Genomic DNA, 14,267 nt, shown 5'->3' on the forward strand with positions numbered 1-14,267 from the left:
CCATTTATGTAATCCGCTTTTGCGGGTTAAAATTCACTGTATTCAGTGTGTTACACAGTATCAGAATGCACTTTGATAAGGCAGTATACCTGAGCCAAGCATTTGCGCAGTACCCAGGCTATGGTCGCTGCTCAGACCACGTAATTCGATGTTAAAGCTGACTTTGTTGTCATACTTACTGGTTTCATTTTGGTTGTTCCAACCAGTGATTTTCCGTTCATAACCTAAGTTAATGGCCCAGCAACAAGTATTGTATTGTACGCCAACCAATTGGCTTGCAGGCTGATTGGCTTTGGTATCGTAGTAATAAGCCCCAACCAATGCCCAGCGGTCAGCAATCGGCCAACTGGCGGTGGTACCAATCTGAGAAATACCCTGTTGGTAACCCGGGCTTTTCACGTTTGGTACTGCTGCTTGAATATATTCAGGGCTGGCATAGCGATAATTCAATTGAATCATACGCTCGGCGTCTTTCCTATACTCCATCACCGCATTGCCGAGGGTTAAACTCCCCAACCGGGTATCATACTGTGCCCCGCCTTTCAGGCCCAGTTGATCGTTAATACGCCAGAATGTATCCCCTGCCCAAACCAGGCTACCAGTATCATCACTGTTATCAATAGCTTCACTATTGCCTGTCCGCGAACGGCTGAAGTAATAGATTTGACCCACAGAGACGTTAAAACGTTCAACCAGCTCATCATCATAAATGCGAGAAGTTAAACCGGTCGACACTTGATTTGCTGATGCTATGCGATCCAGGCCACTATAAGTACGGTCACGGAACAGGCCAGAGTAGTCCGATTGCATCAACGTGGTGTCGTAAATATAGATATCATCCTGATTCCGATAAGGAACGTAGAGATACTGTACGCGCGGTTCCAATGTTTGGGTGAAGTCTTTCGCCCAATCCATTGGCCGGTCAAAGACCACTTTGCCATCAACTTTAAATTGCGGCATCACACGGTTAACCGAATCTTTTAGGTCTGGAACCGTCGCATCTTGACCATTTTGGTTTTTGTAATTACTGGCAAAACCGTTGGGAATGTCTTGTTGGTAATGTGTTGCCAGTAATTTAGCTTCGGTATTTAAGCTCCCCCATCCGTTGGACAAAGGCAGGCTAATCGACGGTTCGATATGGAAACGTTCAGCCTCAGGATTTTTCGGATTAACACTGGTGAACTTGGCGGCCTGACCATAGACATGCAGATCAAACGGGCCAACATCGTTTTTGTAGTAGTTCATGTCCAGTTGAGGCTGAGCGCGGTAAGCGTTACTGTTACCGCCGGTCGTAAATACCTGGAACTGCTTGGAGGCCAGAGTGGCATCCCAGTTCTGGTTAGCATAACCCACACTGAATATTTGTGTGGCATAGCCGTCAGTGGTTGAGCCGTACTGTGATGTTAAGTCGGTAAAGTAATTGGGATCACTGACGCGGGTGTAGTTGACATTGAAACGCCAAACTTTATCCATTACACCTGAGTGCTTCCAGTAGTACAACCAGCGAGTGGGGTCTTTTTCTGTGCCATCAACACCGTGATATAAGCGGTCATTCGGTAGCCAGTCCAATGCCATGGTACCGGAACCGGGAGCCAACAAATAACGGAACTCGTTTTGCCACTGCAAACCACGCCGCTCCATGTAGTGAGGCGTAATGGTGGCATCGAAGTTTGGCGCAATGTTCCAGTAATATGGCAGCATGAATTCCAAGCCGTTATTACTGGTATATTTCGCATTAGGGATCAGGAAACCAGATCGGCGTTTATCACCCACCGGTAATTGCATGTACGGGCTGTAGAACACCGGTACTTTGCCGATTTTAAAGCGGGCGTTCCAGATCTCTGCAACTTGCTCTTCGCGGTCGTGAATAACTTCTGAGCCGACCACACTCCAGCTATTATCACCCGGCAGACAAGAGGTGAATGTCCCATTTTCTAAAATGGTATAGCGGTTTTGACCACGTAATTTCATTAAATCCGCATCACCACGGCCTTGACGACCAACCATCTGATATTTGCCTTTATCCATATCAGTGTCTTTGGTATTCAAGTTTGACCAGCCTTTCGGGCCTTTCAGCTTGATTTGCGGATCGTCGTAATTAACGTCGCCAGTGGCTGTTACGGTACGAATCGGGATCGCTTCACCGGGTTTTTGTACCTGTGTCAGCTCCACCTGATTGGCCGTCAGCGTGCTATTACCTTGTTCGACAATAACATTGCCGGTAAACAGGGCGTTGTCCGGGTAATTGGCTTCGGTTTTATCCGCATTAATACGAACCGGTAGCTGATTCGGATCGCCTGTGACCAAAGGTTGGTCATAAGTAGGTACGCCAAGCATGCATTGCTCGGCAAGGTCAGCCAGAGTGTGCTGGCTATATAGTGCCGTCCATATCAATGTGGCCAGCAGTGTTGGGAATCTTTTTTTCATACGCGGTTTTGGTGTTCCGTCATCGGGGGGCATCATGCCGGCAAACGGTCTGAGACTATATTACTCATCACAGTTGCGCTAGTGTTAAATCCGGCCGTTTACACGTCTCGCTGTTAGGCGCTGAGCTGAATGCCGAGTATGATAATGCAAATTTTGACTGACGGCATGATGAATTGAGGAGTATATGCAGTATTGGGGAAAACTGCTCGGTCTGATATTGGGCTTTCTGTCCGGTGGAGTCTGGGGTGCGATACTTGGGTTGCTTGTCGGCCATATGGTCGACAGGGCGCGTAGCACAAAGCGCCGCGGCTTTTTTGCCGATCAACAAACACGACAATTAATTTTTTTCCGCACCACTTTTCAGGTCATGGGGCATTTAACCAAGGCTAAAGGTCGGGTAACGGAGGTTGATATTCAACTCGCCAGCCAATTGATGGATAGAATGCAATTGCATGGCGAGGCCCGAACAGCGGCACAACAAGCATTTCGTGAGGGGAAAGAGAGTGGGTTCCCGTTACGTGAGCGGTTGCAGGAATTACGTGGTGTCTGCTTTGGTCGTTTTGATTTAATTCGGATGTTTCTGGAAATTCAGTTACAGGCCGCATTTGCTGATGGCTCATTGCATCCTAATGAACGGCAAGTGTTGTATGTCATTGCTGAAGAGTTAGGGATCTCCCGCGGTCAGTTTGATCAGTTCCTGAGCATGATCGAAGGTGGGCGTCAGTTTGGCGGTGGTGCCTGGCATGGTCAGCAGGGAGGATACTCTCAAGGTGGCTACCAGCAAACATCAAATGGCCCGACATTAGAGGATGCCTGCAAGGTGCTGGGGGTCAGCAGTACCGATGATAGTGTCACCATCAAACGTGCTTATCGTAAGCTTATGGGAGAGCATCATCCGGATAAACTGGTGGCGAAAGGTTTGCCGCCTGAAATGATGGAGATGGCTAAGCAAAAAGCCCAAGAGATCCAGGCTGCGTATGATTTGATCAAGCGTGAGAAGGGATTCAAGTAACAGTTCTTGTGTCAGGAAAGTAAAAACCAGATCGGAGCCGCTGTTCCGATCTGGTTTGATTCTGAATCGATTTTCTACTGAAAAATCAAAATTCGGGTTCGCATTTAAAATGCATTACCGTCCCAAACTCCGGATGAGTAATACATAATTCCTGCGCATGCAACTGTAGCCGGGATGCCATGGCTTTGGCCTCCGGAGGGGCATAGAAGCCATCACCAAGAATAGGGTGACCTATCGCCAGCATATGAACCCGCAACTGATGTGAGCGCCCGGTGATCGGGGATAACTTGACTCGCGTACTGCCGTCAGCATCCCGTGATAGTACCTGATACAGCGTTTGCGAGGGTTTACCGGTTTCATAACACACTTTCTGCTTTGGCCGATTCGGCCAGTCACAAATTAACGGCAGATCAATCAACCCTTCATCTTGTGCTAAATGTCCCCAAACCCTTGCAATATAAGATTTTTTAGGTTCACGCTCACGAAATTGCCGCTTTAACTCACGCTCTGCCGCTTTCGTCAACGCCACCACAATCACGCCGCTGGTCGCCATATCTAGCCGGTGAACAGATTCAGCCGTCGGGAAGTCAGCCTGAATCCGTGTCATTATGCTGTCTTTATTTTCTGGTGCGCGACCGGGCACCGAAAGCAATCCGCTCGGTTTATTCACCACCATGATGTGCTCATCCTGATACAGGATGAGCAGCCAGGGATCGCGCGGAGGGTTATAGGGTTCCATTACTGATGTGTCACCACCACCAGACGAATGGCATCCAAACGCCAGCCCGCTTGATTAAGATTCTCCAGCACCATTTTACGGTTATGTTCCAGAGTCTCTATTTCGTCATCACGAATATTGGGGTTAACTGCTTTCAGGGCTTCCAAACGTGCCAGCTCGGCACTCAATTTATCGTCCGCTTCATGTTTGGCCGCTTCAATCAGCAAACGCGCCTGTTCTTCCACCAATGCTTCTGCTTGCTGCAACATCGCGTGAACTTCTTGCTGAACCGCGTTGACCAGCTTGCTGGAGGTATGGCGATTGACGGCATTAAGCTGGCGGTTAAAACTTTCAAATTCGACTTGTGCCGCCAAATTGGTGCCGTTTTTGTCCATCAACATCCGTACCGGTGTTGGCGGTAAGAAGCGGGTCAATTGCAAGTGTTTCGGTGCTTGCGCTTCAACCACATAGACCAATTCAGCCAGCAGAGTACCCACTGGTAATGCTTTGTTTTTCAATAGCGAAACCGCACAGCTTCCGGTGTCACCGGAGAGGATCAGATCCAAACCGTTACGGATGATCGGGTGTTCCCAACTGACAAACTGAGCATCTTCGCGCGATAACGCCTGTTCGCGATCAAATGTCACCGTGCAACCATCTTGTGGTAATCCTGGGAAATCCGGCACCAGCATATGGTCAGATGGTGTCAGCACAATCAAATTGTCGCTGCGATCTTCCTGGTTGATCCCGACAATATCGAACAGGTTCAGCGCAAAACTGACTAAATTGACGTCATTGTCTTGATCCGCAATGATTTGCGCTAGTTCTTGCCCATGTTCGCCTCCGTTGGAGTGCATCTCCAGTAAGCGGTCACGGCCCTGTTCCAATTGCAGTTTCAGCCCTTCATGCTGCTGGCGGCAGGTGTGGATAAATTCATCCAGCCCTTCCTGTTCATTTGGCGTCGCCAGATAAGTAATCAATTCCTGATAACCGCTATCATAAATAGTGCGGCCTGTCGGGCAGGTGTGCTCGAAAGCATCCAAACCTTCGTGATACCAGCGCACCAGTACCGCCTGCGCGGTATTTTCCAGATACGGCACCATTATTTGGATTTCACGGTTTTGGCCGATCCTATCCAGACGACCAATACGTTGCTCAAGCAAGTCCGGATTAAAAGGTAAATCGAACATCACCAGTTGACAGGCAAACTGGAAGTTACGCCCTTCAGAGCCGATTTCTGAACACAATAATACCTGTGCGCCGTCTTCTTCGGAGGCAAAATAGGCCGCCGCGCGGTCACGTTCAATCAGTGATAAACCTTCATGGAACACTGCGGCACGGATAGCTTCGCGCTCACGTAACACTTGTTCAAGCTGCAATGCGGTGGCGGCTTGTGCACAGATAACCAGCACTTTCTCATTACGGTTAGCAATCAGATAGTTAAGCAGCCATTCAACCCGTGGGTCAAAGTTCCACCAGGTGGCGTTTTCGCCTTCGAATTCCTGGTAGATTTGCTCTGGATAAAGCATGTCTTTGGCCCGTGCTTCGAGGCTTTTCTTAGCCCCCATAATGCCTGACACTTTAATGGCCGTTTGGTATTGAGTCGGCAGTGGCAACTTAATCTGATGCAAGACACGGTGTGGGAAGCCTTTCACCCCATTACGGGTGTTACGGAACAGGATACGGCTGGTGCCATGTCTGTCCATCAGCATGGTCACCAACTCCTGACGTGCCGCTTCGCTATCTTCAGTTTGGCTGTTTGCTGCTTTCAGCAGTGGCTCGATATCCTGCTCGTTAATCAGCTCACCGAGCAGATTCAGCTTATCGTCAGTTAAGCGCTCACCACCCAGCAGCAAGGTGACAGCATCGGCAATTGGGCGGTATTTTTGCTGCTCATTAATAAATTCTTCGTAATCGTGGAAGCGGTCAGGATCAAGCAAACGCAAGCGAGCAAAGTGGCTCTGTTGGCCCAGTTGCTCTGGTGTTGCGGTCAGCAGCAAGACGCCGGGAATATGCTCGGCCAGTTGTTCAATCACTTGATATTCGCGGCTCGGTGCTTCTTCACTCCAGGCCAGATGGTGTGCTTCATCCACCACCAACAGATCCCAGGATGCATCGGCTAATTGCTCCAGACGCTGTTTATTACGGCGCACAAAGTCCAGCGAGCAAATGACCATCTGTTCGGTTTCAAATGGATTGGTGCTGTCGAGCAGGGCTTCGGAATAGCGGCTGTCATCAAACAGCGAGAAGCGCAGATTGAAGCGGCGCAGCATTTCCACCAGCCACTGGTGTTGCAAGCTTTCCGGCACCACAATCAGGATACGTTCAGCACGGCCTGACAGCAGTTGCTGATGGATAATCATCCCCGCTTCGATAGTTTTACCCAACCCGACTTCATCGGCCAGCAAGACGCGTGGCGCATGGCGTTGACCCACTTCATAGGCGATATGTAATTGGTGTGGGATCAAGCTGGCACGGATGCCGCGCAAACCACTCCAGGGCAGGCGGAACTGCTCACTTTGGTATTTACGGGCGCGAAAACGCAGGGCAAACCGATCCATGCGATCAATCTGGCCGGCAAATAACCTGTCTTGCGGTTTGCTAAAAGTCAGTTTGCTATCGAGCAAAACTTCACGCATGGAAACGCCGGTTTCCTCGGTATCCAGGCGAGTACCAATATAGGTAATCAGCCCGTTCTCCTCAGACACTTCTTCCACTTTCAGCTGCCAGCCTTCGTGGTGAGTGATGGTATCGCCCGGATTAAACATGACACGGGTAATTGGAGAATCATTTCTGGCGTAAAGGCGGTTTTCACCGGTTGCGGGAAACAGTAAGGTGACCATGCGTACGTCAATGGCAACGACAGTACCCAATCCAAGTTCGCTTTCTGTATCGCTGATCCAGCGTTGACCAAGTGTAAAAGGCATAAATTATCGGCTCGATTTTTTTGTTGGACTGTTATGAATAGAAAAGTCTGGTAAATATGATTGATGCGAATTTTGGCAAGGGCGCTATGGTAATGGAAGCAGAGCGCCGCGTCACCTGTAAAATACCCGTCATACTTCAAGCTGCATGTGCGTTGGCTGCGTTCAATAATCCACTACAGTAAGCTTATCGGGACTTTCTCACTTGCCGCCTTGCTGCAACTCGAATTATTTAGGATATAAGGTATCAGAATAACCCCATCTGACCGGTTATCAGTGTGGTGAAGTCATCATGCATGAAGGGAAGTATAGCGTCTGCTACTGGCTGTAGCTGACGTGTCAGATAGTGATCGTAATCGATGGGCGATTGCCGGGTTTCCAGCGGTTCGGGGCCAGCGGTGGTCATAACATAGCTAATCCAGCCGCCGTTTTGATATTGCAATGGCCGCCCAAGCTTGCGATTAAACTCATCCGCCAGCCGCGCAGCTCTGGCATGGGGTGGGACATTGCGCTGGTAGTCATCCAGCCGGCGACGCAGGCGTTTACGGTAAATTAGTTGCTCGTCTAGTTCGCCATTGAGGGTGCGGGCGACATAATCCCGTACATAGTCCTGATAAGGTTGCTGCTGAAAGATCTTTAGATACAGTTCGCGCTGGAATTGCTGGGCCAGAGGTGTCCAATCCGTGCGTACCGTCTCCAGCCCCTTATAGATCATCTGGTCACCCGCAGGGGTTGAAATCAATCCGGCATAGCGTTTTTTACTGCCTTGCTCCGCGCCCCGGATGGTGGGCATCAAAAAACGTCGATAGTGGGTTTCAAACTCCAATTCAAGCGCACAGGGCAGATCAAAGGTTTCACGGATATGGGTTTGCCACCATTGATTTACATACTGCACCAGCTCTTTGCCGATACTGGCGGCCTGTTCTTCACTGTGGGCGTTTTTCAGCCAAACAAAGGTTGAGTCGGTATCGCCATAAATGACCTGATAGCCCCGTGCTTCAATTAATTCGCGGGTTTTTCGCATAATTTCGTGGCCGCGCATAGTAATTGACGAAGCCAGTCTGGGGTCGAAAAAGCGGCATCCGCTGGAACCCAGAACACCATAAAAGGCATTCATGATTATCTTTAAGGCTTGGGATAATGGCTTGTTTTGCTGACGTTTTGCCGCTTCCCGACCTTGCCAGATCTGGTTAACAATCGCCGGTAGACAGTGCTTTTCGCGCGAGAACCAGGCCCCGCGAAAACCGGGCACAGCATGTTGCTCATCAGGTTGGGACATTCCCACCACCAATCCCACCGGATCAATCAAAAAAGTGCGAATAATGGAGGGATACAGACTTTTATAGTCGAGCACCAGCACTGAATCATACAAACCCGGTTGAGAATCCATCACAAAGCCGCCGGGGCTGTGCTCTTCCGGCAACTCGCCCAAATTAGGCGCAACATAGCCGATACGGTGCATGCGTGGCATATAAAGGTGGGTGAAGGCCGCGACTGAGCCACCACTGCGATCCGCGGCCAACCCGGTGACCGTTGCGCGCTCAAGTAAGAAACTGAGTAATTCGGTTTTGGCAAAAATCCGCGTCACCAGTTCACAATCTTTCAAGTTATAGCGCGCCAGAGCCGCTTTATCATTGGCAAAGCGCTGATTGATTTCATCCATCCGCTGATAGGGGCTATCACTGGCTTTACCTTCGCCCAATAAGGTTTGCGACACCGATTCCAGGCTGAATGACGGGAAATTCCAGGTGGCGGATTTCAGTGCTTCAATGCCATCAATGATTAACCGCCCCGCGGCCGAAGCAAAAAAGTGCCCTTGCTTAAAACCGTGCTCCCGCCATTCCAGCAAGTTGCCGCCACGGCCAAAGCGCAGTGGGATTTGATAGCGGTCAGCGTGCTTTTGTAGCACGCGCAAGTCAAATTGCACCAGATTCCAGCCGATAATGGCATCGGGATCGTGCAGTTCCAGCCATTGGTTGAGTTTTTCCAATAATAGCGGGCGGCTGGCGACATATTCCAGATTGAAATCCAGTGCCGCTTCATCGGCCTGATTGCCATTGGGCGGCCCCAACATGTATACCTGCCGCTGGCCGCAGCCTTCCAAACCAATACAATAAAGCTCGCCGTGTTCGCTGGTTTCGATATCCAGCGACACCAGCTTCAGTGTCGGGCGATAGTCATCGGCAGGTTTCATTTGGGTATTGAGCAGTGGGCCATTGCCATTGTCTTCGCCGCTAAACCAGACCGGCGCGGTAATAAAACGCTCCATAAGAAAGCGCTCTGGTGGGCGAATATCACCTTCGTAGACATTCACACCGCTTTCTTTGAGTAGTTTTTCCAGGCGAATAAGTTGGCGATGTTGGCTGCAATACAAGCCCAGAACCGGGCGTTGATGGAAATCGGTCAGGTCAAGCGGTCGCAGTTGCCAGCGGCGCTCATCACGCAGCACGGTTTCAGCCCGTTGCCGCTGTTCGGCCGGGATAAACGCTACCGAGGGTTGAGGCGGCAGTCTGACTTGCTGCGGGCCTTCATCGGTGGCTAACCAGAATTCAACTTCGGTGCCTACCTGCGTGTCGCGCCAGTGGCGGGTGAGCAGGAAGCCCTGACGAGTTTGCACCACGGTATACCTTTAAATGAAATAATGTACAGGCTATTACGCCTGAAAATTTATACTATAATAGTATGGGTATTTATACAGTATTTGTCTATTTCAATGATGATTTACTAATAATACATACAATTCGCTGATTGACTCATTTCGCGGCACGCCGGACAATCCTCGCCCCTGAGCCTTGGGTGTTAACCAACGGACAAATCTATGGAAGCCTATTTATTACATTTACTGACGCAATCTCTGGCTTTCACGCTATTTGTCGTCATGTTAGTCACTTTTTTAGAATCGTTGGCGCTGGTGGGCATGTTACTGCCCGGCACGGTCATGATGACCAGTGTCGGCGCATTGATTGGCAGTGGAGAAGTGGGTTTTTATACCGCCTGGGCTGCCGCGACAGTAGGTTGCCTGATGGGGGATTGGCTCTCATACTTTATTGGTCGCCGCTTCAAAGAGCCGTTGCACCGCTGGTCTTTTCTGAAAAAACATAAATCGCTATTGGCAAAAACTGAGCATGCATTGCATAACCACAGTATGGCTACCGTGCTGCTGGGGCGTTTTATTGGCCCGACACGGCCTATTGTCCCGATGGTCGCGGGGATGCTGAATCTACCGCCGGTAAAATTTGCCTTACCAAATGTGATTGGTTGCCTGACCTGGCCACCGCTCTATTTCTTCCCCGGTATATTGGCGGGCGTGGCGATTGATATCCCACCGAATGCCAACAGTTACATGTTTAAGTGGCTCTTGTTTGTGGTGGTGATGCTGATTTGGCTGGCGTGCGGGTTGTCCTGGCGCTGGTGGCGTTTTGGCAAACGCAGCCCGGATCGCTTGAGCAAATGGTTGCCTTTGGCCCGCTTGCGTTGGGTGACGGTGCTTTCTATTATCGTGGCCATTGCCAGCTTTATCTGGTTGCATATGCAGCCCATTATGCCGATTTATCGTCATTTGTTGTGGAAGGTGCTCGCCGGCTAAAAATACCCAGCACACTGGCTTCGGGGGCGGTGCCGTTAACCAGTGCTTGAGTGGGGCCGTCGTAGTAAATGCGGCCATCGACCACCAATAAAGTGCGCTCGGCAATGCGGGCGGCGTCATCCAAATTGTGTGACACCATCAGTAATGTCAGATTGCGGTTAGTACACACCTGACTGACCAATTGCAGCATCTCATTGCGCAGTGCCGGGTCTAATGCAGAAAACGGCTCGTCCAGCAACAGGATAGGCTGGCTACGCACTAAGCAACGTGCCAGCGCCGCCCGCTGGCGTTGGCCGCCAGAAAGCTGTGCCGGTAGCCGGTCAAGGCACGCTTCCAATCCGACTTGTTGCGCTATTAGGCCGAGCAGCAACTTGTGCTCATGATTGAGCTTTAGCCCCGGATGCAATCCCAATCCGATATTCTGTTCGACAGTTAAATGCGCGAACAGATTATTTTCCTGAAACAACATCGATACCGGCCTTTGGGCGGGCGGAGTCATGGTGTGGTCTTGATTATTCAGCAGCATACGGCCACTGGCCGGTGCCAAAAATCCCGCAATCAAACTTAGCAGAGTGCTTTTACCCGCTCCACTTGGGCCAAGGATAGCCACCCGCTCACCCGGTTGGATGCGCAAATCAAAGCGCATCGGTAAGTGGTCATACAGATAGGTGATTTTCTCAAGGTTTAACATGGCGGCTCGGCAGTCGTTCAATAAGAGTAAACAGCAGGAAACACAGTAATAGCAGCAATAGGGCAGTCACTGCGCCATCATTGCTGCGATAAGATCCTATTTGCTGATAAAGATAAAATGGCAAGGTGCGGAAGTGCTCGTTACCAAACAGCGCCACCACACCAAAATCCCCAAGGGAAAGTACCGTGGCGAAGGCCAGCGCCTGAGCCAGAGGGCGTTTTAGCGCACTGAGTTCAATATGGCGCAACCGGTGCCAGCCGCGAATATCCAGTGATAAACACAGCGGCGTATAGCGCTCGGCAAGATCCCGCATCGGGTTATCCAGCACTTTTAAAGCATAGGGCACCGCCATCAGCGCATTGGTTAAAATCACCAGTGCATAGGGGGATTGCGGTAAGCCCAACGTATCATTGAGTAATAAGAAAAAGCCGGTCGCCAGCACGATACCCGGCATCGCCAGAATCACCATGCCGCTGACGTCCATGGCTTGTCCGTAAGCCGTGTGGTGGCGCAGTTTCAGTTCACGACTGCTCCATAACAGCATCATGGTCAGAGTGACACACAATAGCCCCGCGCCAATGGCGATGGTCAGTGAGGTAAAGAAGGCGTGCCACAGTGCCGGCTGCTGGAGCACGGTCAATATCGTTTTATTGCTGCCATCAATCACGACTGCCAGTAATGGCGGCACCATCAATAATAATGCCGCGCCGATTAATAGGGTGTCGCTGATGCGCGACCAGGCACTGTCCTGCTGGCTGCGCCAGATTTGTCCATGAGTATTGCCCACCGCCAATACTGAGCTTAGCCGTTGGCTCATGACCACCAATCCCAGGCAACACCCCAGTTGAATCAGTGCCAATAATGCCGCACGCCCCAAATCGTAGTCATAACTGAGTGCTTGATAAATAGCCAGTTCGATAGTGGTGGCTTGCGGCCCGCCGCCGAGTGAGAGCACAGTGGCGAAGCTGGCAAAACACAGCATAAAAATCAGTGCGGCAGTGGGTAGGATCTGGCGGCGCAGATAGGGCCACTCAACCCAGCGAAAATGCTGCCAGCCATTCATGCCCAGTTGTGCAGCTAACTGGCGCTGTTCAACGGCAATGCTTTCCAATGACTGCAATAGCAAGCGGGTCGCCAGCGGCATATTAAAGAAAATATGCGCCAGCAAGATCCCCTGTAGGCCATAAGGCGAGAAGCGGTAATTCAGCCCCAATCCGCCAAATAGCGCCGCCAACCAACCTTGGCGACCATAAACGGTCAGAATACCAAAGATGGCGACCAACACCGGCAGCACCAGTGTCATGGCGCATAAGCGCAACAGCAGTTGGCGGCCGGGAAAGCGGCGGCGGTATAAAGCGCGCGCCAAAAAAATCGCCGGAATAACTGACAGTAATGCAGAGAGAAACGCCTGCCAGAAAGTGAAACGAATCACATGCCACAGATAGCTGTCGTGCCAGATGCTTTGCCAATTCGTGTCCGGGGCGTGCCGCCAGATAGCCGTGAACGCCAGCAAAGCGACACCGACTATCAGCAAAGCGGCCAGTAGCCCCGGCCATAACCACGCGGGGATCAGCGGCTGACGGCGGATTGCCATACCTGGATCCATTTGCCACGATTATCAGCCACGTCTTTAGCATCAAATTGTAATGCTTTTTGTGGCACGGTCAGGGTGTCAAATCCGGCCGGTAAATCCATTTTGATCACTGGATACATCCAGTTGCCGGTCGGGATATGATTCTGGAATGCAGGTGTGACCATAAATTGCATAAAGCGCTGCGCCAGTTCCGGCTGCTTGCTGGATGCCACCACACCGGCGACTTCCACTTGCAAATAGTGGCCTTCGCTAAAATCGGCGGCGGCATAGTGACTTTTCTTCTCTTCAATCAGATGATAAGCCGGAGAGGTGGTGTAACTCAGCACTAAATCCCCTTCACCTTTCAGGAACAAGCCATAGGCTTCGCTCCAGCCTTTGGTCACGGTAACGGTTTTCTTCGCCAGTTGCTGCCATGCTTGCGGAGCTTTGTCACCATACACTTTTTGCATCCACAACATTAAGCCAAGGCCAGGCGTGCTGGTGCGTGGGTCTTGATAAATGACCTTCCACGGCTCTTTACTGTCGACTAATTCTTGCAGGCTCTTCGGCGGGTTTTTTAATTTGTTTTTGTCATACACAAAAGCAAAATAGCCATAATCGTATGGGACGAAGGTCTTATTCTGCCATTTTTCCGGCAAGGTCAGTTTGCTGATATCTACCTGACTTGGCACGAATAATCCGGTTTGTTCCGCCGCTTGTACTAAATTGTTATCCAAACCTAAAATGACATCGGCCTGACTGTTTTTACCTTCCATCCGCAAGCGGTTTAGCAGTGAAACGCCATCTTCCAGCGCGACAAATTTAAGTTGGCAATCGCACTCGGCTTCAAAGGCTTTTTTAATGGCAGGCCCTGGCCCCCAATCGGCGGCAAAGGAGTCATAGGTATACACTGTCAATGTGGGTTTATCAGCAGCGACGGCTGCCGCAGACAGCAAAAACAAGCAGGGAATAAGGCGTTTAAACACTTTGCACTCCTTAAGGATAAAGGTGGCAAAGGTATCTGAGGCGGTAGCTAACATCTGTATCCATAGGGAGTACCGGCGTTATCTTTCTCAAATCCCTCCGCCGGTGTTAACCGGATCAGGTTCGACGGGTTTGCTCTCAGCTAACTTGTGGCCTTTCTACAATTTAGCACCCCGTTGAGACGCCGCTATTGTAGAGATTAATTCGAGTAGGGGAAAGGGCATTGTTGGTCGATAAGATGTTTATGAGCCAGTAAATGCAGTCAATAATTACCCAATATTAAATACCAATAGAATATTAATAAATCAGATTAACGCCCGGGGTGTATTCTCAAAATAGAGAGATAAACCCA

General features: G+C 50.5%; 9 protein-coding genes and 1 riboswitch. Of the genes, 2 read left to right on the forward strand and 7 right to left on the reverse strand.

All coding sequences use genetic code 11. The features are described 5' to 3' along the window. Positions 1 to 60: 60 nt before the first annotated feature. Entirely contained in the window at positions 61 to 2,427 is a 2,367-nt protein-coding gene (lptD, locus tag HU019_RS10795) for an LPS assembly protein LptD (RefSeq protein ID WP_174849760.1), read from the reverse strand. A gap of 184 nt (positions 2,428 to 2,611) precedes the next feature. On the opposite strand from lptD, the gene djlA reads away from it, so the two are divergent. After that, a complete protein-coding gene (gene djlA, locus HU019_RS10800; protein ID WP_005167009.1) occupies positions 2,612 to 3,439 on the forward strand; it encodes a co-chaperone DjlA in 828 nt (275 codons plus the stop codon). An 85-nt stretch (positions 3,440 to 3,524) separates the two neighbouring features. Here the strand turns inward: djlA and rluA are convergent, their stop codons facing one another. The 3 genes from rluA to HU019_RS10815 form a co-directional block, all read right to left on the reverse strand. Beyond that, positions 3,525 to 4,145 carry a bifunctional tRNA pseudouridine(32) synthase/23S rRNA pseudouridine(746) synthase RluA gene (gene rluA, locus HU019_RS10805; RefSeq protein ID WP_235921099.1) on the reverse strand — a complete coding sequence of 207 codons (621 nt, stop codon included), beginning with the start codon at positions 4,143 to 4,145 and terminating at the stop codon, positions 3,525 to 3,527. A 32-nt stretch (positions 4,146 to 4,177) separates the two neighbouring features. After that, positions 4,178 to 7,084, reverse strand: coding sequence for an RNA polymerase-associated protein RapA (gene rapA / locus HU019_RS10810; RefSeq protein ID WP_174849758.1), 2,907 nt, complete (start codon positions 7,082 to 7,084; stop codon positions 4,178 to 4,180). Positions 7,085 to 7,328: 244 nt separating this feature from the next. Continuing rightward, on the reverse strand, positions 7,329 to 9,701 hold the full coding sequence (locus HU019_RS10815; protein ID WP_174849757.1) for a DNA polymerase II: 2,373 nt from the start codon (positions 9,699 to 9,701) through the stop codon (positions 7,329 to 7,331). A 198-nt stretch (positions 9,702 to 9,899) separates the two neighbouring features. On the opposite strand from HU019_RS10815, the gene HU019_RS10820 reads away from it, so the two are divergent. Next, positions 9,900 to 10,667 carry a DedA family protein gene (locus HU019_RS10820; RefSeq protein WP_174849756.1) on the forward strand — a complete coding sequence of 256 codons (768 nt, stop codon included), beginning with the start codon at positions 9,900 to 9,902 and terminating at the stop codon, positions 10,665 to 10,667. Here HU019_RS10820 and thiQ read toward each other — a convergent pair. From thiQ to thiB, 3 genes are read right to left on the reverse strand one after another with little or no spacing between them, the layout of a single operon-like run. Continuing rightward, entirely contained in the window at positions 10,621 to 11,358 is a 738-nt protein-coding gene (gene thiQ / locus HU019_RS10825) for a thiamine ABC transporter ATP-binding protein ThiQ (RefSeq protein ID WP_174849755.1), read from the reverse strand. The genes HU019_RS10820 and thiQ overlap by 47 nt on opposite strands. Continuing rightward, entirely contained in the window at positions 11,345 to 12,952 is a 1,608-nt protein-coding gene (gene thiP / locus HU019_RS10830) for a thiamine/thiamine pyrophosphate ABC transporter permease ThiP (protein WP_174849754.1), read from the reverse strand. The genes thiQ and thiP overlap by 14 nt, the downstream gene beginning before the upstream one ends. Continuing rightward, on the reverse strand, positions 12,928 to 13,917 hold the full coding sequence (gene thiB / locus HU019_RS10835; protein ID WP_174849753.1) for a thiamine ABC transporter substrate binding subunit: 990 nt from the start codon (positions 13,915 to 13,917) through the stop codon (positions 12,928 to 12,930). The genes thiP and thiB overlap by 25 nt, the downstream gene beginning before the upstream one ends. Before the next feature lie 74 nt (positions 13,918 to 13,991). Next, positions 13,992 to 14,101, reverse strand: a riboswitch (TPP riboswitch). Positions 14,102 to 14,267 lie beyond the last annotated feature (166 nt).

The organism is Yersinia artesiana, from assembly GCF_902726545.1.
GTDB lineage: Bacteria > Pseudomonadota > Gammaproteobacteria > Enterobacterales > Enterobacteriaceae > Yersinia > Yersinia artesiana.